The sequence below is a fragment of the Sphaerisporangium sp. NBC_01403 genome, assembly GCF_045040145.1.
Lineage (GTDB): Bacteria > Actinomycetota > Actinomycetes > Streptosporangiales > Streptosporangiaceae > Sphaerisporangium > Sphaerisporangium viridialbum.
This window is the reverse complement of sequence record NZ_CP109534.1, coordinates 9,246,642-9,266,285: the sequence shown is the minus strand read 5'-3', so window position 1 is coordinate 9,266,285 and position 19,644 is coordinate 9,246,642. Positions and strand designations below refer to the sequence as shown.

The window sequence follows — 19,644 nt, the reverse complement described above, 5'->3', positions numbered from 1 at the left end:
GGAGCCGGCGACTGGCAGCGGTCGGGCAACGTATCATTGTGGCGTGATATCAGTTGTGAGTGATACGTTGCGGGTCCTGGCCGATCCCTTGCGTCTGCAGATCATCACTCTGCTGGCCACGGAGTCGCTGTGCGTCTGCCACCTCGCCGAAGAGACCGGCGCCAAGCAGACCAACCTCTCCAACCACCTGAAGGTGCTGCGTCGGGCCGGGTTGGTGGAGACCGAGCCGTGCGGGCGCTTCACCTACTACAAGCTCCGCCCCGCCACTGTGGAAGCCCTCGCCGCCGCACTGGGCGAACTGGCCGCGGCTGCCTACGAGACCGCTACCGCCGAGAAGAAGAGGCCCTGTACGTGATCGTCGAACCGACCATCGCCTCCGAAGCGGGCTTGGTGGGCAAGTTGTCCACCCTGGACCGCTTCCTGCCGGTGTGGATCATCGCCGCCATGGCCATCGGCCTCGGGCTTGGACGAGCCATTCCCGGCCTCAACGACGTGCTGAGCAAGGTCGAGATCGGCGGGGTCTCCCTGCCCATCGGCCTCGGCCTGCTGGTGATGATGTATCCGGTGCTGGCCAAGGTTCGGTATGACCGCCTGGACACCGTCACCGGGGACCGGCGCCTCATGGTCTCCTCGCTGGTGCTCAACTGGATCGTCGGCCCGGCGCTGATGTTCGCGCTCGCCTGGATCTTCCTCCCCGATCTGCCCGAGTACCGCACCGGACTGATCATCGTCGGCCTGGCTCGCTGCATCGCGATGGTCATCATCTGGAACGATCTGGCCTGCGGCGACCGCGAGGCGGCCGCCGTCCTGGTCGCGCTGAACTCGGTGTTCCAGGTTCTCGCCTTCGGCGTGCTCGGTTGGTTCTACCTTGACGTCCTGCCGGGATGGCTGGGTCTGCAGACCGACGACCTGCACTTCTCGGTCACCAAGATCGTGATCAATGTGCTGGTCTTCCTCGGCATCCCGCTCCTGGCGGGCTACCTCACCCGCCGTACCGGTGAGAAGGCCAAGGGCCGCGACTGGTACGAGTCCAGATTCCTGCCGAAGATCGGCCCCGCGGCGCTGTACGGGCTGCTGTTCACCATCGTCATCCTGTTCGCCCTGCAGGGGAAGACGATCACGAACCAGCCCGCAGACGTGGTACGCATCGCCCTGCCGCTGCTGGTGTACTTCGCCGTGATGTGGGGTGGCTCCTTCGCCCTCGGCCGAGTCATCGGTCTGCCCTACGATCGCACCGCCACCCTGGCCTTCACCGCGGCCGGCAACAACTTCGAACTCGCCATCGCGGTCGCCATCGCCACCTTCGGCGTCACCTCCGGGCAGGCGCTCTCAGGTGTTGTCGGACCTCTGATCGAGGTCCCCGTCCTTGTGGCCCTGGTCTACGTCTCCCTGGCCTGGCGCAAGAAGTTCACCTCGTCAGTGGTGGAGGCCGCCCGCTGACGTCGTGGCCCGAGTATCGGCCGTAGGCCCGAGGCTTCGGTGGGGCTCGAAGTTCACATGGTGGCGGAGTCAAGAGCTCCGCCACCATGCTGTCGTCAGGTAGCGGATCGGTCCCGGCGTGAGCCCGCTGACCTGGCTCAACGGGGTCACGTATACCTCGGGCAGGCTTCCTTAACGACAGCCACGTGCGGCGATGCGACCATCGCCGCCCTAAACTGATTAGATTTCCATCTATCTTGACGTCGCTCTAATCAACGTGGAACGCTGTCCTTGGTTAGACATCAATCAAATCCGCGTTGTACGGGATCGGCGCCATGACCGCGCCCGTCGTCCCGAAGGGAGCCCCACGATGGCAAGCGACGTCACTGGTGGATTCATCGGAAATCTGGACGAGGCCTTCACCCCACCGGCAACCGGAGGGTGTTGCGGAAGCCCCACCACCGCGTCCCCGGAGACCACCCCGGCTACGGCCGCTGCGGCGTGTTGCGGGGGCGAGGCCGAGGCCGCGCAGGCGGCTCAGACCGGATGCTGCGGGCGGTCCCCCGCGGCCGCGTCGACCCCTGCCTCTGCCGAGGCCTCCACCGGGTGCTGTGGGTGAGCTCCCCGCTGCCCAGCTCGCTCCCCGTGGCGCCGGAGGTATTCCAGGTCCCCGGCATGGGAGCAGCTCTGGAACACCTGGACGCGCGACGCATGGCGGCCACCGTCAACGCGCTGGCAGCCGACCGCTACGCGGGCCGTCGGGTGGGCACCCCCGGCGGCCAGGCGGCCGCCGGCTGGCTCGCCGACCGGCTCGGCGACCTGGGTGCCAGCGTCGATCTCGACCGCTTCCCGGTCGCCGGCGTGCGCGAGCTGTATGCCACGCCGGTGCTGGAGTGGAGCATTTCTGGCAGCACGCGGCGCCTGGAGCATCGGCGCGAGTTCGTCGAGCACCTTGCCTCGGCCGACCTGCCCGACCCGCGGTCGGCGCCGCTGGCCGAACCCCGTGCCGCCGATGTCAGAGGCTGCTGGATCCTGGCCCCCGCGGGGGAATGGGCACAGGCCTGCCAGCGCGCCGAGGCTGAAGGCGCGGTCGGTGTACTGATGGCCCGCGGCACCGACGCTGAGGGGTGGATGCCCAAGATGATCGCAGGGCCCGCGCTTCGCGCGGTGCCGGTCATCGGTGTGCGCACCGACCTGCACCAGCAGCTGGCCGATGCCGTCATTGCAGGTGGCGTGAGAGTGACCGCGTCGATGCCACTGCGGCCGATCGCCACCACCGGGGTCAACGTCCATGGGCACCTACCGATCAGGCTGGCGGAGACCCGCGAGGTGGAGAAGCCGCCGCGGGTGCTGTTGACCGCGCACTTCGACGGGGTAGGCGATGACCCAGACCGCCGGTTGCCCGCCGCCGCCGACAACGCCTCCGGCGTGGCCGCTGTGTTGGAAGCTGCCCGGGTCCTGCATGGCGCCCATACCCCGCCGGTGGACCTGGCGGTGTCCTTCCTGGACGCCGAGGAGGCCGGCGCGTGGGGATCGGCCCATCATGCCCCAAGCGTGCCGCCGGGCACCTTGGTGATCAACCTGGACGGTGCGGCCCAACTCCACCAAGCCGCCGCCGTAGAGGCAGGCGGGCCGGCGCATGCGCTGCTGGCCCCCCTTGACCAGGCCGCGCGGTTGACGGGCGTGCCGCTGCGGGCGGGCGCGATGGCCTCCGACAACCGCCGCTACGCCGCGGCCGGGCTGGCCGCCATCGGCATCGGGATGGGCATGCCCGGCTACCAGACCCCAGCCGAGACGCCCGACCGCGTTGAACCGGCCACCCTACTGGCCGCCGCGCGATTGCTGGTGGCCACCGTGTGGCTGCTCGCCCAGCCGCCGCGAGCCTAAAGGTCAGGTGCTGACGGCACTTCAACGGCCCGGCCCCCCGGCTGGCCTGTCACGCCGGGCGGGCGGTGAGGACCTTGGGGTGCTCGCCGGTGACGTCCACGCCGACCTCGGTCATCGCCTCGCCAGCGACCGGATTGATGTCGGCGTGTAGTTAGACGGCCTGCTCGCCGAGCTCGGCGAGCAGGTCACGCACGCGGCGTTCGATCTCATCGCGGATCGGCCGGACCTCTTCCACGCTCTTGCCGTCCGGGTCGTCCAGTTCCCAGTCCAGGTAGCGTCTGCCGGGGAAGACCGGGCAGGCGTCCCCGCAGCCCATCGTGACGACCACGTCGGCGGCTCGGATGATCTCCTCGGTCCAGGGCTTGGGGAACTCGCCGGAGATGTCGATGCCGCGCTCAGCCATCGAGGCCACAGCGGCCGGGTTGATCTCGGTGGCGAACTCAGCGCCTCCCGACCAGGCCAGGGCACGGTCTGCGGCCAGGTGCTGGAAGAAGCCCATGGCCATCTGGCTGCGCCCGGCGTTGTGCACGCACAAGAACAGCACGATCGGCCGGCCGTCGCTCTTACCTTCGACCTTGGCCATGGCGTGCAGCCGCTGGCGGGCGAACCGCTCGGCCAGCAACGGCAGGAAGTTCGGGATCTTCCCACGGACGGCGAACTGGTCATAACTGGAGTGCAGGAACCGCTCGATGGTCTCCTCACCGAACGTTCCGGCGAAATCCTCGCGTAGCCGCCGGGCCGCGGTGGCCAAAGCGAGCTGCTGATCAACGCTCAGGTCGTCGCGCCGGTAGGTCTGAGGCATGTCTCTTACTCCTATGGGGGCGCTGGGGCCAGCCGGCCGATCGGGCCGGCGAGGTGGTGAAAGTCGCTTTCGAGGTGGTGGGCCATAGTGGCCCGCTGGTGCCGGCCGATGCTGCGGGCCCCGTGCTCTTGCGGGCCTAGAGGGCAGCGACCGGAGATCAGTCAACGTGAATTGAGTCAATATTCATTGATTCAAACTTCCGATGTCAAATGACGATCAGGGGAACGCCGCTGGTCGGCCAGGTGAACGCGTGCTCGTCAGCGGTAAGCCGGAATGCTGAAGGTCCTGCCTGTGCAGTAGGCAGGCTGTGTGCGCCACCCTGACCCGCCAGGCCGCGGAGATCGGCGGGGCCCAGCCGCACCACCGATCCGTTTATGAGGTAAGCGCTGCTCGAGTTCCGCGCACGGTGGCCAGAATCCGGATCAGGCTTGCCGGTACGGCTACCGCCATCGGCCACACCGGAGTCGACACCATGATCGCGATCGTGGTGAGTGCGAGCCCGTCGAGAACGATCAACCCCACGGCACTGCCGACCAGCGCCACTCGTGTACGCCTGTAAGCACGCTTCTCCCGAACCACTATGACCAGATCGAACGCAATCGTCCCGAGTGCCATGCCATAAAGGATCTTGACGGGAAGCGGCACCGTCCAGGTCCAGGCATGAGCGGCAAGGAGAGTCGCGCCCCAGGCGGCGGCCATGAACGGCCCGGTGGCGAGCAGGAGGAAGGCGGCGCGCCGCCACGGCGAGTGGTGGAAGAACGCGGCCGTGACCGTGTCCGCGTCACCGAACTCCGCGATGGCCGCCCGCGCGGCCTGCCCGGGATCGCCGCAGGCGTCGAGGTGCATCTCGTAGGCGTCCTGGAGTCCGTCGGCGAGTTCCCGCACCGCCTGGGCGGGGAGGCGGGCCGCCAGGATGTCCAGCTGTGCGGTGATCAGGTCGTGGCCGGCCATTGCCGCGCCCCTAGCGCCGCGGTCACTGTGGTCGCGAACTCCAGCCAGCCGGCGCGCTCACCGCTGAGCGCCGTGCGGCCGGCCTCGGTGAGCTCATAGGTGCGGCGGCGGCGCCCGCCGACGACCGACCAGCTTCCGGCGATCAGTTCGGCCCGCTCCAGCCGGTGCAGCGCCGGATACACCGTGCCGGTGGGCAGGTCGATGCGCCCCTCGGTCGCCTCGCGGAGGGACTCTTTCACCGCGTACCCGTGCAGCGGCCCCTGCTCCAAAGCGGCCAGCAAAAGCCCGTCCAGGTGTCCCTTGAGTGCTTCGGCCCTCATAGGTAGTAACGCTATATCGGGTCTTCTGCCGGAGCAATCCTTGGAGTAGCGTCGCTACATGTAGGGATGCTACGTATGGAGTCGGCATGGATGAGATCGATGTCTTAGGCGTCCCGGTGCCGAATGCGGGGCCGGTGTTCCTGGCGGCGCTGGCCGTCCATGTCACCGCCGGCCTGGTGTGCGTGGCCTGCGGTGCGGTGGCCGCGCTGTCGGCCAAGGGCTCCGCCCGGCACATGAGGTCCGGCCGGATCTACATCTTCGGCCTCGGAGTCGTGTTCGCCACGATGACGATCCTGGCGGTGATCCGCTGGCGGGAAAACGCCCACCTGTTCGCCGTCGGCTCCCTGGCCTTCGCGGCGGGACTGGTCGGCTACCGCAACCGCCGGCGCCGGCCCAACCTCCACATCGCCGGGATGGGGCTGTCCTACATCGCCTTGCTCACCGGGTTCTACATCGACAACAGCAAGAACCTGCCGATCTGGGACAGGCTCCCGACCTGGATCTCGTGGACGTTACCCAGCCTCATCGGCCTTCCGCTGATCGCACGCGCGATCAAGCACCGGCTTCCCGCGAAGAGGGGGACATCATGATCTGGAGCTTGACGAAGACGGATGGGACAGCACCGGGCCTTGATTGGCGGGAAGGCAGCCAACCTGGCCATGCTGGCCACAGGCGGCTTGCCGGTGCCGGACGGATTTATCGTCCCCACCGGCAGCGAGCCCGCAGTGGAGGACATCGGTCACGCCGTGAAGAGACTGGGCGGCGACAGGTGTGCGGTGCGATCCTCCGCCGCTGGTCCGGGCGCCCCGTTCAGATAGGTCTCGCACAAGCTGGCGTAGGAAGCGTCGGCCAAGTCCGCAAGAACTTCCGTTAGTAAATGACCGAGGAAACACCGCTGGTCGGCCGGTCAAACGCGCACCAGTCAGCGGCAGTTACCGCGACGCCGTAGAGGCAGGCCCGGACCCACCAAGCGGGACTACGGCGTCTGGGTCAGGCCGGTGATGGCGTGGCACAAGACCTCGACATCGCAGAGTGCCTGGCGGCACAACTGATCAGTGATGGTCAGCCGCTGGCCCAGTTCGACCGGGGCGCCGGGGTTCTTGTCGAGGTACCGCTGATCGACGATGCCGTCATTGTGGGTGAACAGGTGCCGGGCCGTCCATACCTCAATGAGGCGCTGCCAGACAGCAGGCGCCACGCTGGTACGCAGATCCCGATATCCGGCGTCTGCGAATAGAGCAGCGGTGTCATCAAGCCGCTGAAAGATGTTCCCCTTGCCGCGTAGGTTCTGCTCAGCGTTGGGGACTGCTGCCCGGTACGTCGCACCGGCCAAAGCCTCGACCAGGCCGACGAGGTTTTCCAGAGTGTCCACCCACAACCGCGTGAAAACTCCCTGCTCACGCAACGTCGCCACCACTCCGACCGGCAACTGGGCCAAAGCGTCGAGTCGGGCGGCCTCGGCCTGCAGGACATCTGCAGCAACGACGTCCGCAGACAACAGCCCGCACACCGGGCAGTATCGATGTTCCCCGAACACCGCATAGCGCAGGGCGCAGGAGACGCACTGCCGCACCCGGATCAGCCGCTCCTCGTCGATACCCGGCAGCGGCTCGGGGTAGAACGGCTTGGAGCGGTAGGAGACGCGTATCGACGACCCCCCGCCACGCGACTTCCGGGCCAACCGGCTAAAGGTGTCATCCAGCCCTTGCGCGACAAGTTGTACACCAAGATCATATGCGACTCTGGTCGCGCGATCGACCTGCTGATCAGTGATGAACTCCGAGTGCTCTTCTTCGTGGCCGCAATACACACACCATAACCGGATGTCCTCGGGCAGGGCCTCGTAGTCGTCGGCATTCACACGGAAAAGCTGACAGCAGCTCGGGCACTGGCGGCCGAAGAAACCGTCTGCATCACCAGGCATGTCGACGCGCAGCTGGTATTCATGGCCTTGCTGGCTCACCAGCCGCGAGCCATCAGGAAGACGAAAACTGTTCTGTCCTTGCATGGCACACATTGTGACCCATCCGTACGACAAAACATCCCAAATTTCGGACTGCCCAACGGTTTCTCAGGAGAGAGGCCGCGCTCTCATGGCAAAGTCATCGGATGATCTTTTCATGGATCGCGTCAAGGAGATGACCACGAGCCCATGCATGCCCGGCATAGAGGTCGAACAGATACAGCAGGTCAGCACACAGATTGAGCCACTGCCTCAACCATTGATTATCGATCGACGCTTGTACGGTCGCCCTTCTCATCGTCACGCGGTGTTCGTCTGACTCCCCTGACGCTCGGACACATGACGAGCGGCGGACACCGCGGTGAAATGCAGTGGCCTGAGGACGATCAGCCCGGTTGCAGCACGCCGCGTTACCGGCAGCGGGTTCGGCCGCTTGCGCGCGGTCAACGGCCGACACCTGGCCGCGCTCGTCCGAGCCGGCGCCACCCTCGTCTACGGCAAGCTGGTCAAGCGACCCGACGACTACTAGTGCGGTGGCCACGAACGTTCACCGGGTCGAGTTACGGGGCGTTGTAGGTGCGAGTTGCCGGGGTGATCGGTCACTCTCGATGGCAGGCAAGTTGTCGTCGCAGGGTGAGGTGGACGGGTGGCGGAGCCGGTCAGGGTACGGAGGCTGACTGAGGACGAGGGACGCCGGTTGCAGCACATCGTGCGCCGAGGCAAGCACAGCTCGGTTCGGGTGCGCCGGGCGGTGACAATTATGGCGTCGGCGTCGGGAACACCCGCTCCGGCGATCGCCCGGCTGGTCGCGGCGCATGAAGACACGGTGCGAGATGTGATCCACGCCTTCAACGAGCGAGGGCTGGCCGCGCTGGACCCTCAGTGGGCGGGAGGCCGTCCCCGCCTGATCAGTGATGACGACATCGCATTCGTCATCCAGACGGCCAAAACGCGTCCAGCCAGGCTGGGACGTCCCTTCACCCACTGGAGCGTGCGCAATGGAAGACCTCCAACGATCCGGACTTCGATGCCAAGCTCGACCGGATCGAGGAGGTCACCAGCCGCTTCCCCAACAGGTGCTTCGCCTTCGATCAATTCGGGCCGTTATCGATTCGGCCCTGCCAGGGCACCGGATGGGCCGAGCGCGGCAAGCCGGGCCGGCTGCCGACGACCTACACCCGCACCCACGGCGTTCGCTACTTCCACGGCTGCTACTCCCTGGGCGAGGACACCCTGTGGGGTGTTACCCGGCGCGGTAAGAGCGGCGCCAACACTCTGGCCGCCTTGAAGTCGATCCGCGCCGCACGCCCCGACGGCGCTCCGGTCTACGTCATCTTGGACAACCTGTCGGCCAACAAAACACCGGCGATCCGTGCCTGGGCGGCCAAGAACAAGGTCGAGCTGTGCTTCACCCCCACCTATGCCTCCTGGGCCAACCCGATCGAGCCGCAGTTCGGGCCACTGCGCACCTTCGTGATCGCGGGCTCGGACCATCCCAACCACGTCGTCCTCGCACGTGCACTGCAGGCCTATCTGCGCCGGCGCAACGCCAACGCTCGCCATCCCGACGTGCTGGCCGCCCAACGCCGCGAACGCGCCCGCATCCGCAGCGAACGCCAGCAACGCTGGGGCCGACCCCACCGCAACGCGGCGTGATCAAACCCGGTGAACGTATCTGGTCCTGGTCACCGCACTAGACAAAGGCCGTGACGCCCTCGTATTCCGCTACCGGGGCAGCGCCGACAGTCTCGTACTGGAGCAGCAGCAGGCCGTTCGCCGTCACCTCGTGGCGGAAGAGTTGAAGGCCGACGGGTCCGCTCGGGTGGTCGAGCAGTCGCCGCCCGGAACCGGTCACGGCCGGGGCGACGACGAGCCGGAGCGTGTCGACGAGGCCCGCCGCCAACAGGGCGTTGCCGAGTCGCGCACTCCCGTGGATCTGGAGTTCCCGTCCTGGCTGCGCCTTGAGTTCCCCGACGGTCTGGATCGGGTCACCGCGGAGCACGGTCGTCGGATGCCAACTCCCTTCGGTGAGGGTGTTGGTCACCACGTACTTCGGTAGTGAGTTCATCCGCTCGGTGTACGGGTCGTCCGGGTCGGTGATCTGCGGCCAGTCCCGAGCGAACGCTTCGTAGGTTCGCCGCCCGGGCAGCAGACCGTCGGCGAGGTCCAGCCAGTCGGAGGTACGCCGGACGAAGAGTTCGTCCAGGTGGGGCACGAGCCAGCCGCCCCGGGTGAAGCCGTCGCTCGTATCCTCGGTCGGCGAGCCGGGGCCCTGGCTGACCCCGTCGAGGGTGACGAACTCCGTGAGAGCGATCTTCACCGCGCGGCCTGGCTCTCCGCGACCACGGCGAGTTGCTTGGTGACCGAGCCCCAGCCTTCAAAGAAGCCGAGTTCCTCGTGGCGGGCGCGGGCGGCAGGATCGCCGTGCCGGACGATGATCCGGTAGTCCGTGCCGTCTGGATGATCGCTCAGCGTGATCTCGGCTGTCATGGGCACCGGCGCGGGATTCGCGGGGCGCCAGGCGCTGTCGATCGCGTTCGTGAACACAATCCGCTCGAGCTCGTCGACGACGAGGAAGCTCGCGTTGACGTGCGGGACGAAGTCCACCCCGTCGTCGCTCAGTCGCGTCACGAGCGCGCCGCCGGGCTGGACGTCGAGGCGGTCGACGCGGCACACGGTCGGCGCCGGGACCCACCACTTCTCAAAGCGGGATGGATCGGTCCACGCGCTCCACACGGCGGCGCGGGGGGCGCGGATGACCCGCTGCAGGGTCAGGTCAAGATCGGGGTTCATAGTTGTTTCTCCTTCGGATCGGTGACGAGGCGTTCGAGCCGGTCGGTGCGCTCTTCCCAGATCTGGCGCTGCTCCGCGAGCCAGCCGTCGACGAGAGCGAGCCGGTCGCGGTTGAGCACGCAGGTGCGCACCCGGCCGAGCTTTACCGTGCGGATCAGGCCGTTCGCCTCGAGCGTCCGCACGTGCTTCATAAAGGAGGGAAGGGTCATCGGGAACTCGCGGGCGAGATCGCCCACGCTCGTCGGGCCGCGGCCAAGGCGTCGGATGACGCCGCGCCGCGTCGGGTCGGCGAGGGCGACGAACACGCCGTCGAGCTCCGCCGAATACTGTGCCATGCGGCTAAGCATTGCCCGCCGAAACACTTAGCGCAAGAGCAAAGTATCTAGGTCGTCCCAGGTGCCCGGCCATGGCGGTGGCAGGCCGGGCACGAGGCGGCCAAGACCTTGATCGGCTTCAACAGCAGATCGGGACCCCTCCGGGTCGGTGATCCCCGCAGCGTCCCAGATCTTGATACGGAACGGCGGCACAACCTGCGGCAGCGGCAGATCGGCCGCTCATCCGAATCCTCCACGACAAAGCGACACTTGCCGGCATCACCGCGCCCCTGGTCGATGAGCGGGTGCGGGGAGTCCTCGCCCACACCGGCGAGGACTCACAACACCCACCGGAAACACGGTGCACGTTAAGGGACACCGAACTAGTGCCGGATCGGGCAACGTTTGCCCTGTTGCGGTGTGACGCGCCGTCCGGGTGCTGTGCCGAGCGGCGCGTGGCCGTCACCCTGGCTGGGTGGCGAAACGAGTACATGTACGCGAGATCGACGATGACGAGGGCAGACGGCTGCTACGGATCATCCGCAGGGGCACCGGGTCGGTGGTGACCTGGCGGCGGGCCCAGATGGTGCTGCTGTCCGCGCAGGGCATGCCGATGGCGAAGATCGCCGAGGTGTCGTTCACCAGCGACGACCGGGTCCGGGACGTGGTCCACAACTTCAACGCCGACGGCTTCGAGTCGCTGTATCCGAAGTACAAGGGCGGCCGGCCCAAGACGTTCACGCTGCCCGAGCGGCGCGAGATCAAGAAGATCGCCAAGTCGAAGCCGACCGAGCACGACCTGCCGTTCTCTACCTGGAGCCTGACCAAGCTGGCGGACTTCCTGGTCGCCGAGGGGGTGGTCGACGACATCAGCCACGAGGGCCTGCGCATCCTGCTCCGCGAGGAAGGCGTCTCGTTTCAACGCCTGAAGACCTGGAAGGCCTCCCGCGATCCGGACTACGCGGCCAAGAAGGCCCGCGTCGAACACCTCTACGCGATCGCCGACGGCGAGGTCATACCCGAGGAAGGCGAGCCTGAAGTCATCTTCTGCATGGACGAGTTCGGGCCGCTCAACCTGATGCCCCACCAGGGCCGGCAATGGGCCGAGCGCGGCGGCAGGCACAAGGACCCTGACCGCGAGCCCCGCCGCCGGCGCCGGGCGACCTACAACCGATACGGCGGGGTCCGCCACCTGTTCGCCGCCCTGGACCTCAAGCGTGACAGGCTCTACGGCCACATCAAACCGATCAAGAAGCGGACCCAGTTCCTGGAGTTCTGCCGCTACCTGCGCACCCTCTACCCGCCCGAGGTCCGCATCGCGATCGTGTGCGACAACTTCTCCCCGCACCTGGCCACGAAACGGTGCCAGCGGGTCGGCACCTGGGCGGTGGCCAGCAACGTCGAGATCGCCTACACCCCGACCAACTCCTCCTGGCTCAACCGCATCGAGGCCCAGTTCACCGCCCTGCGCTACTTCGCCCTGGACGGCACCGACCACGCCAGTCATAAAGAGCAGGGCAGCATGATCCGCCGCTACATGATCTGGCGGAACCGCCATGCCGACGATCGCCGCTTCCGAGCCGTCGTCGCCAAGGCAAACGTGGCCTGATACGGCATCAGTCGGCCTGAAGAACGAAGAACAGGAAGCACAGGAAGGCCCCCGAGGGCTTGTCCGCGAAGATGTCGGGGAACAATTCGCGGGCCCCCGGTGCGGGGGACGGTTCGCTGATGACGGCGATCCGGAAGCCGGCTGCGGTGAAGGCGTCGGTCATCGCGTGCAGTGGCCGGCGCCAGAAGCTCATCAGGGCGCTGTGCCCGCCGAGGGTCCATTCCTCGGAGTACTTGCGGGTCGCGAAGTAGCTGGCGCCGGGACCGGCCTGCAGGTAGTCGGCGAAAGGGTGATTAACGGACACGATCAGCCGGCCGCCGGGCGTCAGCACGCGCCGCAGTTCGGCCAGCGGTGCCGTCCAGTCCTCCAGGTAGTGCAGGACCAGGGACGCGACGACATCGTCGAACGCGGCGTCGGGGAACGGCAGCGGGCTGCCCAGATCGGCGAGGTGCAGGGCCGCGCCGTTGCCGAGCCGCTGCCGGGCCAGCTCCAGCATCTTGGTGCTGGAGTCGAAGCCGGTCACGATGGCGCCCCGGTCGCGCAGTGCCGCGGACAGGGGGCCAGAGCCGCAGCCGGCGTCGAGGATCCGCCGGCCGGCCACGTCACCGGCCAGATCCAGGATCGCGGGCCGCTCGTAGTAGGCGTTGATGAGGCTGGCCTCGTTTTCGGCCGAGTACGCCTCGGCGAAGCTGTCGTAGTCGTTGGGCACAGCCCGCTCTGTGGGCCCGGCAGAACCCTCGGGAACAGGACGGATCCACGGCGGCTGCGTGGGGGCTGCGGTGTCTGCTTGCCCGGCAGAACTCTTGCGAGCGACAGTCATACGGTCGATCCTGGCACGCTCGGCCTGTCCGGCATCGGGTGTTTCACGATCGTTCTGCGCCCCATGGGTGCCGATTAGCGCCACACAGGGCAAACGTTCCCTGACGCGGCACTAGCAACCGGAAGCCGCCTGAAAGACCTTCATCCACAGGTCACCGGCGCCCCGGACGCGTCCAAATTCAATGCCGACAAACCGGCTCGGACGCGAGTCCAAGATCGAATACTGACGTTCATGCCCTGCTGTACCGAGGAAAGACCTACCGCTGGGCGGCCAATGCTGTCCCACAGCGCCACCGTTGGTCGATGGTTGCTCCGGGTGTGATGCCGTATCGCCGTAGCCGGTTGGCAGCGTCACCGTGGCCCTTGGCCTGCAGCAACTCGACTGCCGTGGATAGCGCCTCCGGATCTCCCGCTTCGGCAGCACGCAGATAGAAGGTCAGCGCTGCGTCGCTCTCGCCTTCTTCTCCCAGCAGGTCACCGATCGCGGTAAGGGCGAAGTGGCCAGTTGCTGCTAAACGCTCACGCAACCAGTGAAGTACCTGCGGGACAGGAGTTGTGGCCTTCATCAGCTCAGCTGCCCTGGCTACGGCGAACCCTTCGCCGGCTTCGGCGCGAGCGCGTAGCCAATCAAGCGCCTCCTCCTGGCGGCCTTGCCGTTGAAGCATCTCGCTCACTCGATCGAGCGCAATGACGTTCCCGTCTTTGGCCGACCTTTGCAGCCAGGCGATTGCTGCATCGACGCCCTGTGTCTCTTTCAGCAGCCCAACGGCCCATGCCATGGCGAACAGGTCCCCTGACTCACTGAGGGAACTAGCTGTGACCAGTGCCTTCTCCAGCTGCCCGTGTCGGCGGCAAAGATCAACGAGCCGATCGAGGGCCATAGGTTCACCCGCCTGGGCGCACTCCTGCAGCCAGGCGATGGCATCCAGTACACGTCCTTCGTTGAGCAGCAAGGTCAGCCGTCGATGGGATGCAGTGGAATCCGTCGCCGCGGCGTGCCGGTAGACAGTGAGCGCCTCTTCGAGATGGCCCGTCTGTTGCAGAAGCTCGGCCAGTGGTTGTAACGCAAGGCGATCACCGGCCGCGGCAGCATGTTGGAAGTATTCCTGTGCGCTGTGGATATCGCCGGCTTGGCGCAGCAGTTCGCCCGCCAGCCGTGGTGCCAGCGGATCACCCGCTGTCGTACGAGCCTTCAGCCATTCGATGGCCTCATCGGTGCGCTGTTCCTTGCCTAGCAGCACTACGGCCCACTTCAGGGCCCGCACGTTCCCGGATTCAGCGCAGAATTGCAGCCAGCCGATCACCTCATCGTCTCGGCCGCTATCTCGTAGCAATTCAACCGCGTCACCCAATGGATCAGGCAGGATGGGGGCGTCCATGACCGCAAGACGCTGGTAGCAGCCCAGTGCCGTGTCGACGCGGCCCGCGTCCTTGAGCAGCCCAGCCGCCACCCATAACGCGTACACGTCACCGGCCTCTGCGACCCGCTGGTAGTAACCGAATGCCTCATCGATGCGCTCTTGCCGGCGGCACGCGCTGGCCATGAGCCGTAAGGCGAGCAAATCTCCTTCGGTATCCGCATGGATGCGCAGCCACGCCAGCGCATCGTCTCTCAAACATGTGGCCTGCGCAGGGTCGATTGATCGCCAGGGGGCAGCGGCGGGATCGGGCTGGATGGCGTACCGGTAGTAGGCCGCAGCATCGTCGATGCGGCCTGCCCGGCATAGCAGCTCGGCTACCAGCAACGCCGCGCCGGGAGCGCCGGCCTGGGCGCGCATCTGCGCCCATCCGATCGCCTCAGCGCCGTGATCGGCACGCATCAGCCGATCGACCGCAAGCCCTAACGCGACATGATTGCCTGCCTCGGCCAGACGCCGCAGCCAGGCGAGCGCTTCGGTGCCATGACCGTGATCATCCATCAGCTGGGCCGCACGGCCGACCGCGCTGTCATCCCCGGCGGTACTGCGTTCCTGCAGCCAGACGATCGCCTCATCAGTGCGGTCCAGCTTCCTCAGTAGGCTTATCGCCAGATCGAGCCCATCGGCATACCCGGCCTCAGCGGCAGCAACATACAAGCGAAAAGCGCAGTGATACAGGCTCCGTGTCTCCGCCTCTTGTCCGAGCGGTGCCAAGCTCGCACAGTCCGCGTGACCGATCAGCGCATCCCAGACCCCCGCAGGTATCGCGACGGCTTGACGTTCGGTGTACCCCATCTGATGGAGGTAGTCCGACACGGCATACAACACCTGCCCCTCATCGGCTCGCTGTGCAGTACGTCGACGCCGAGGGACAGTCAGCGGAGCCCGCGCTCCCCGGCACGGGTTGTGATCGGTGGCATAGGCGAAAGCGCGCTCCAACCAATGATCGGACAAGGTGTCGAGCTGCTGATCGCTCAGGTAACCTTCCGCTGCTTCTTCCAGCAAAACCCGTGGCAGCAGCCGACCGTGGCCCAAGCGGCGGGCGTCGATCGCGGCATCCAGCAGCGCCCGCTCGCCGACGTCGGCGGCCCTGTAGCGGTCCAGCACTGCCGGGCCGCCGGCCAGGTACTGGGTCAGATGTCCGTCGCCCGTACTGCGCTCGGCAGCCTCGGTCAACCGAGGATCACGGGCGATGATCGCCGGGTCGCGCGCTTCGGGGGTGAACGTCGCAGGCACGTCGATCATGTTGCCTTTCAGCAGCTCCCGAGCCTGCGCGTGCACATCAGCGTTGCCCGGCTCGGGCACCGAGGTCAACTCGTCCCAAAAGCGGGGCCACAACGTGCCCACGATAAGCACCGGGCCACGTTCCCCGGTACGCAATATGTCCCGCAAACCTGCGGCGATCTTCTCACCCGCATCTGCGGCGGTCAGCAGATAACGCTGGGTTTCGTTCAGCCACACCACGGTGTGCGGGCCGATCGCCGCCAGCCCTGCCAGGGCGGCCCGTGGCGGACCCGGATCGGTCGGGTGCCACAGTCGCCATGGCTCACCCAGCCTTTGGATCGCCTCCCAGCAGGCGCGGGTCTTACCCGTGGAGGATCCACCGACCAGTACCGCGATCGCGCTGTTACCGCCACGCACCCCATCGACGATCTCAGCCAGGCGCGCATCATGACGCCGTGGCAGATACAGCGGCAGCTCGCCCACCTCGTGCGCGGCCTCGCCGACCGTGATGGCCGGGTGCACCTCCAGATCCGCCGGTCGTAACTCCGCGATCGGCCATCCAAGCGGAGGAACCTCTTGAACTGGTTCTGGGCCGATCTCGTCTGTGCGTCGGCGAGCTGGTCGGCCACCGCGGTTGGGACGGCGCGCCCGCACGGCGGCCTCCCACCGCTGCTCCCACCACTTCGGCCCGCGCACAACGTAGCCCCGCTTACCAGCTCGAGCTTCCAAGAAGTCCACCAGGAAGCGCACCGCCTCCTGCGAAGAGGGGGCGGTGCGGCCGGCGAGCCAATCACTCAGTGAGGAATGAGTGAGCTTGATGGATGGCTGCTTGAGATTTGCCTGCCGAATAAGGATCTTGTAGAGCGGACGCTCAGCGGCCTCGTAGAGGCTGCGCAAGGCCACGGAAAACTCAAGGGCCGCGCCTGTGGCAGGGCTTGGGGTGTGGTCATCCACCTGTACCTTCCTCCAGCACGCACCATCAATGACTTATCCGGCTACCGGATCCGGATCGGATCCGGGCCGGAATACCCGCCGCCTGGTGCCGACCAGCCTAGACAGCTTCGGCTGACTACGAGGTGATCGCCGGAAAGCCGCCGGAGCGGTGCAGTCCTCCCTGTAGCGCCTCACACCCGATGCCGGGGCTGATCCCAGGGGAGATCTTCATGAACAGCACCAACCGTTCCATCCCATCCCGCCGCGGCCGCCTGGTCCGCCGCCTGGCTCGTACCGCGGCCTTCGCGCTAGTCCGCGGCGTCGCCGCGGCGGCCGGCTCCAGCGCGGTTGCCCTGGCGGTCTGGTGGCTGCAGGCTCGCTGAGCCGGAGACCACCACGACCGCACTGTGCTCGCTTCTCCTAATCGTCCGAGTGGCGAGCACAGCTCATACCCTGCTCCAAGCCAAGAACTCAACCAGCCACAGCCGCCAACACCGCTGAGGAATGCATGACTCCACGCGGAGCAATCCCGCACAAAGGCGCCCAAGTCAAGCAGCGTGAACAACGGGCTCTGCGGGCCAAACACGATGAGAAGTAGGGGCCAACCTGATTGAAAGCCTGCGCAAAGAACGCGGGTCAGCGTGCCGCTCGGGGCCAATCATCGTGAAAGGTCACAAGAGCTGTGACCTTTCACGACAGTTCGCCCTTCGCGTCCAGTCTGCCCGCGGCGCCGCACGGTAGGCCCGCACGGCCGAGGCGGCCCTCTACACGACGTAGTACTACCCGAGGTAGGCTTGTCGCGTGAAGGGTCTCGGCGAGCTTGAACGCAGCATCATGGACATCCTGTGGGCCCACGGGGCCCCCTTGACCGCCAGGGAGGTCGGCCGTCTGATCGCCGATCGCGACCTCGCCCCCACGACGGTCATGACGGTTCTCGACCGGCTGACCCGTAAAGGTTTCCTCAACCGCACCCGTGACGGGCGCGCGTGGCGCTATGAGCCCGGTGCGAGCCGCGACGCATACGTCGCTGAGCTTATGCTGGAAGCTCTCGACATGACCGGTGACCGTTCGGCGGCGCTCACGCGCTTCGCCCAGACGGTCTCGGGCTCCGAGGCCGAAATCCTGCGCAAAGCACTCACGGAGCTGGAAGAAGAGTGATCATGGCCGCTGTCCTTGCCGCGCTCGCCACGGCGTGCGCGGTAGGTGCATGGCGGCTCACGTCCGCCCGGTGGCCGTGGCGCGCCCCCCGGGCGGCCATCCTGCTCTGGCAGTCCCTCGGGGTGACGTGGGGTCTCGCCACCGTCGGCGCGATGCTCGCGTACGCGCTTGAGCCCTACGGCGGAGGCGTGCTCTACGGGCTGCGCTCGTTCGTCGAGTCGGCGATCTCCTTCAGCATGGGGTACGGCCTGATGAAGCCCTACGACCTGCCCCGCGTCGCCGCGCTCGCCGCCGGCCTGACGCTTCTCGCCGTGCTCGTCGTGGTGCTGCTCGCCGCGGGGGCCCAGACCCTGCGCGCCCGGCGCAGGCACCGCGTGCTGCTCTCCCTCATCGCCCGCGACGACCCCGGCGTGCCGGGCGTGCGCGTGGTCGACCATCCGGGCGCGGCGGCGTACTGCCTGCCGGGCCTCAGGTCGGAGGTCGTGGTCAGCGCCGGCACGCTGTCGCTTCTCGACGCCGACGAGCTCACCGCCGTCCTCGCCCACGAGGCCGCGCACGTGCGCGAGCGCCACGACCTGGTCCTGCTGCCGTTCACCGCGCTCAACTGGGCGCTGCCCTGGCTGAGCGTGGTGCGCAACGCCCACTCCTCGGTCGCCCTGCTGGTCGAGATGGCCGCCGACGACCGCGCCCGCCGCTACTGCTCGCCACGCCGCCTGGCGACCGCGCTGCTCCGGTTCGGTACGGCCGGGGCCGTGCCCGCGCCGAACGGGGCGCTGGGCGCGGCCGGCGAGCAGGTGATGGCGCGGGTCAACCGCTTGATCAAGCCCGGCGTCGCACTGCCGAGGCGGTTCAGGTACAGCCTTGTCACGTTCTCGGTGCTTCTGTCGGTCTCCGCGCCCCTTCTGTGGATCTATCCCGGCTGACATCCCCAGTGCTTGCTGGAGTTTGCCACCGTGTTTGCATTTGCAAGCACGGTGATGCAGACTAAAAGCATGGAACTACCGAAGGTCGGCTCAATCGGTGAGTACATCCGCGATCAGCGGAAGCAGGCGAAGATCTCCCTGCGCCAGCTCGCCACCCAGGCGGGGGTCTCGAACCCCTACCTGAGCCAGATTGAGCGCGGCCTGCGCAAGCCGAGCGCGGAGATCCTGAACCAGATCGCCAAAGGCCTGCGGATCTCGTCGCAGGCGCTCTACGTGCAGGCGGGCCTCATCGAGGACCGCGAGCCGGACAGCGACGTGCTGGCCGCAGTGCGGGCCGACGGCACTCTCACCGAGCGGCAACGTCAGGTGCTGATCGATATCTACGAGTCGTTTCGCAAGGAGAACCGAGCCGAGGCTCCGGCCGAGACCGAGCGGACCTCCCAGAACGCCCGGCCCGAGCCGGAGACCCCAGGGGTCGACGCGGTTCTCGCACAGGGGAGTGTGACCTCCTCGCCGAACGGCCGCATCAAACCGGAACCCAAGGAAGGTTAACCCATGCCTCTGAACGCCGAGGTCAAGAAGCTCGCCGAGTCCAAGCCGTTCTACGCCGTCGCCGGCGCGGGCGACTTCGCGGTCGAGAAGCTGCGCGAGCTGCCCGAGCAGCTCCAGCGCCTGCAGTCCCGCCGGGTGGAGTCGGGCGCCACGGCCCGCGACCTGCCGCACATCGCGCGGAAGTACGCCAGCACCGTGCAGGTCAAGGCCGAGGCGGTCGCCAAGGACCTGCCCGAGAAGGCCAAGGAGTACGCCGACACGATCAGCGCCAAGGCCGCGCTGCTGTACGACCAGTTCGCCAACCGTGGACGCAAGGTCGTCAGCAGGGTGACGGGCGAGGCCGCGCTTGAGCTGGAGGAGGTCTCCACCAGCGCCCAGCCGGCGACCGCCACCCGCACCACGCAGGCCCGCAAGAGCACCCGCGGTACCGGCCCCAAGGCCTGAACGCCACCGAACGCCAATGAGCGCGGCCCGTCCCGGAACCCGGGGCGGGCCGCGTCCGTTGTCGGGGTACGGCCCGTGCGCGTTGTGCGGGCACGGGCCGTCCAGCACGTTCAGA

General features: G+C 67.2%; 19 protein-coding genes and 2 pseudogenes. 11 read left to right on the top strand and 10 right to left on the bottom strand.

The genetic code is table 11. The features are described 5' to 3' along the window. Positions 1 to 67: 67 nt before the first annotated feature. From OG589_RS41820 to OG589_RS41810, 3 genes are all read left to right on the top strand, one after another. Positions 68 to 355 (top strand): ArsR/SmtB family transcription factor, encoded by a 288-nt coding sequence (locus tag OG589_RS41820; RefSeq protein WP_405152226.1) that lies wholly within the window; start codon positions 68 to 70, stop codon positions 353 to 355. Continuing rightward, positions 352 to 1,440 (top strand): ACR3 family arsenite efflux transporter, encoded by a 1,089-nt coding sequence (arsB, locus tag OG589_RS41815; protein WP_405144353.1) that lies wholly within the window; start codon positions 352 to 354, stop codon positions 1,438 to 1,440. Before OG589_RS41820 ends, arsB begins: the two co-directional genes overlap by 4 nt. Positions 1,441 to 2,094: 654 nt before the next feature. Then, positions 2,095 to 3,306 (top strand): M28 family peptidase, encoded by a 1,212-nt coding sequence (locus OG589_RS41810; RefSeq protein WP_405144351.1) that lies wholly within the window; start codon positions 2,095 to 2,097, stop codon positions 3,304 to 3,306. A 151-nt stretch (positions 3,307 to 3,457) separates the two neighbouring features. Here the strand turns inward: OG589_RS41810 and OG589_RS41805 are convergent, their stop codons facing one another. The 4 genes and pseudogenes from OG589_RS41805 to OG589_RS41790 form a co-directional block, all read right to left on the bottom strand. Beyond that, positions 3,458 to 3,889: an arsenate reductase ArsC gene (locus tag OG589_RS41805; RefSeq protein WP_405152225.1), complete on the bottom strand. Its 432-nt coding sequence runs from the start codon at positions 3,887 to 3,889 to the stop codon at positions 3,458 to 3,460. A 6-nt stretch (positions 3,890 to 3,895) separates the two neighbouring features. Next, a pseudogene (locus OG589_RS41800) lies at positions 3,896 to 4,108 on the bottom strand (three-helix bundle dimerization domain-containing protein); the annotation flags it as partial. 372 nt (positions 4,109 to 4,480) lie between these two features. Beyond that, on the bottom strand, positions 4,481 to 5,059 hold the full coding sequence (locus OG589_RS41795) for a hypothetical protein (protein ID WP_405144349.1): 579 nt from the start codon (positions 5,057 to 5,059) through the stop codon (positions 4,481 to 4,483). Continuing rightward, positions 5,041 to 5,379, bottom strand: coding sequence for a PadR family transcriptional regulator (locus OG589_RS41790; protein ID WP_405144347.1), 339 nt, complete (start codon positions 5,377 to 5,379; stop codon positions 5,041 to 5,043). The genes OG589_RS41795 and OG589_RS41790 overlap by 19 nt, the downstream gene beginning before the upstream one ends. Before the next feature lie 86 nt (positions 5,380 to 5,465). Here OG589_RS41790 and OG589_RS41785 point away from each other — a divergent pair, with 86 nt between their 5' ends. Beyond that, entirely contained in the window at positions 5,466 to 5,969 is a 504-nt protein-coding gene (locus OG589_RS41785) for a hypothetical protein (protein WP_405144346.1), read from the top strand. Between the two features lie 386 nt (positions 5,970 to 6,355). On the opposite strand, the gene OG589_RS41780 is transcribed toward OG589_RS41785, so the two are convergent. After that, on the bottom strand, positions 6,356 to 7,387 hold the full coding sequence (locus OG589_RS41780) for a hypothetical protein (protein ID WP_405144344.1): 1,032 nt from the start codon (positions 7,385 to 7,387) through the stop codon (positions 6,356 to 6,358). Positions 7,388 to 7,988: 601 nt separating this feature from the next. Here OG589_RS41780 and OG589_RS41775 point away from each other — a divergent pair. After that, a pseudogene (locus OG589_RS41775) lies at positions 7,989 to 8,998 on the top strand (transposase). 37 nt (positions 8,999 to 9,035) lie between these two features. On the opposite strand, the gene OG589_RS41770 reads toward OG589_RS41775, so the two are convergent. From OG589_RS41770 to OG589_RS41760, 3 genes are read right to left on the bottom strand one after another with little or no spacing between them, the layout of a single operon-like run. Next, on the bottom strand, positions 9,036 to 9,662 hold the full coding sequence (locus OG589_RS41770) for a dihydrofolate reductase family protein (protein WP_405144342.1): 627 nt from the start codon (positions 9,660 to 9,662) through the stop codon (positions 9,036 to 9,038). Next, the gene (locus tag OG589_RS41765; RefSeq protein WP_405144340.1) at positions 9,659 to 10,135 is read right to left on the bottom strand and encodes an SRPBCC domain-containing protein; all 477 of its coding nucleotides are present in this window, start codon (positions 10,133 to 10,135) and stop codon (positions 9,659 to 9,661) included. The genes OG589_RS41770 and OG589_RS41765 overlap by 4 nt, the downstream gene beginning before the upstream one ends. Then, a complete protein-coding gene (locus tag OG589_RS41760; protein WP_405144338.1) occupies positions 10,132 to 10,470 on the bottom strand; it encodes an ArsR/SmtB family transcription factor in 339 nt (112 codons plus the stop codon). Before OG589_RS41760 ends, OG589_RS41765 begins: the two co-directional genes overlap by 4 nt. 454 nt (positions 10,471 to 10,924) lie before the next feature. Between OG589_RS41760 and OG589_RS41755 the strand changes: the two genes are divergently transcribed. Continuing rightward, complete coding sequence (locus OG589_RS41755) at positions 10,925 to 12,058, top strand: IS630 family transposase (protein ID WP_405144336.1); 1,134 nt, start codon at positions 10,925 to 10,927, stop codon at positions 12,056 to 12,058. A 7-nt stretch (positions 12,059 to 12,065) separates the two neighbouring features. Here the strand turns inward: OG589_RS41755 and OG589_RS41750 are convergent, their stop codons facing one another. After that, the gene (locus OG589_RS41750; RefSeq protein ID WP_405144335.1) at positions 12,066 to 12,767 is read right to left on the bottom strand and encodes a methyltransferase domain-containing protein; all 702 of its coding nucleotides are present in this window, start codon (positions 12,765 to 12,767) and stop codon (positions 12,066 to 12,068) included. A gap of 367 nt (positions 12,768 to 13,134) precedes the next feature. Further along, positions 13,135 to 16,473 (bottom strand): hypothetical protein, encoded by a 3,339-nt coding sequence (locus tag OG589_RS41745; RefSeq protein WP_405144334.1) that lies wholly within the window; start codon positions 16,471 to 16,473, stop codon positions 13,135 to 13,137. 209 nt (positions 16,474 to 16,682) lie between these two features. On the opposite strand from OG589_RS41745, the gene OG589_RS41740 reads away from it, so the two are divergent. The 5 genes from OG589_RS41740 (at position 16,683) to OG589_RS41720 (ending at position 19,529) form a co-directional block, all read left to right on the top strand. After that, positions 16,683 to 16,835 carry a hypothetical protein gene (locus OG589_RS41740; protein WP_405144333.1) on the top strand — a complete coding sequence of 51 codons (153 nt, stop codon included), beginning with the start codon at positions 16,683 to 16,685 and terminating at the stop codon, positions 16,833 to 16,835. Between the two features lie 418 nt (positions 16,836 to 17,253). Next, positions 17,254 to 17,610, top strand: a complete 357-nt coding sequence (locus tag OG589_RS41735; protein ID WP_405144332.1) for a BlaI/MecI/CopY family transcriptional regulator — start codon at positions 17,254 to 17,256, stop codon at positions 17,608 to 17,610. After that, positions 17,607 to 18,533, top strand: a complete 927-nt coding sequence (locus tag OG589_RS41730; protein ID WP_405144331.1) for a M56 family metallopeptidase — start codon at positions 17,607 to 17,609, stop codon at positions 18,531 to 18,533. The genes OG589_RS41735 and OG589_RS41730 overlap by 4 nt, the downstream gene beginning before the upstream one ends. Positions 18,534 to 18,545: 12 nt before the next feature. Further along, on the top strand, positions 18,546 to 19,085 hold the full coding sequence (locus OG589_RS41725; protein ID WP_405144329.1) for a helix-turn-helix domain-containing protein: 540 nt from the start codon (positions 18,546 to 18,548) through the stop codon (positions 19,083 to 19,085). A gap of 3 nt (positions 19,086 to 19,088) precedes the next feature. Then, a complete protein-coding gene (locus OG589_RS41720) occupies positions 19,089 to 19,529 on the top strand; it encodes a hypothetical protein (protein ID WP_405144327.1) in 441 nt (146 codons plus the stop codon). Positions 19,530 to 19,644 lie beyond the last annotated feature (115 nt).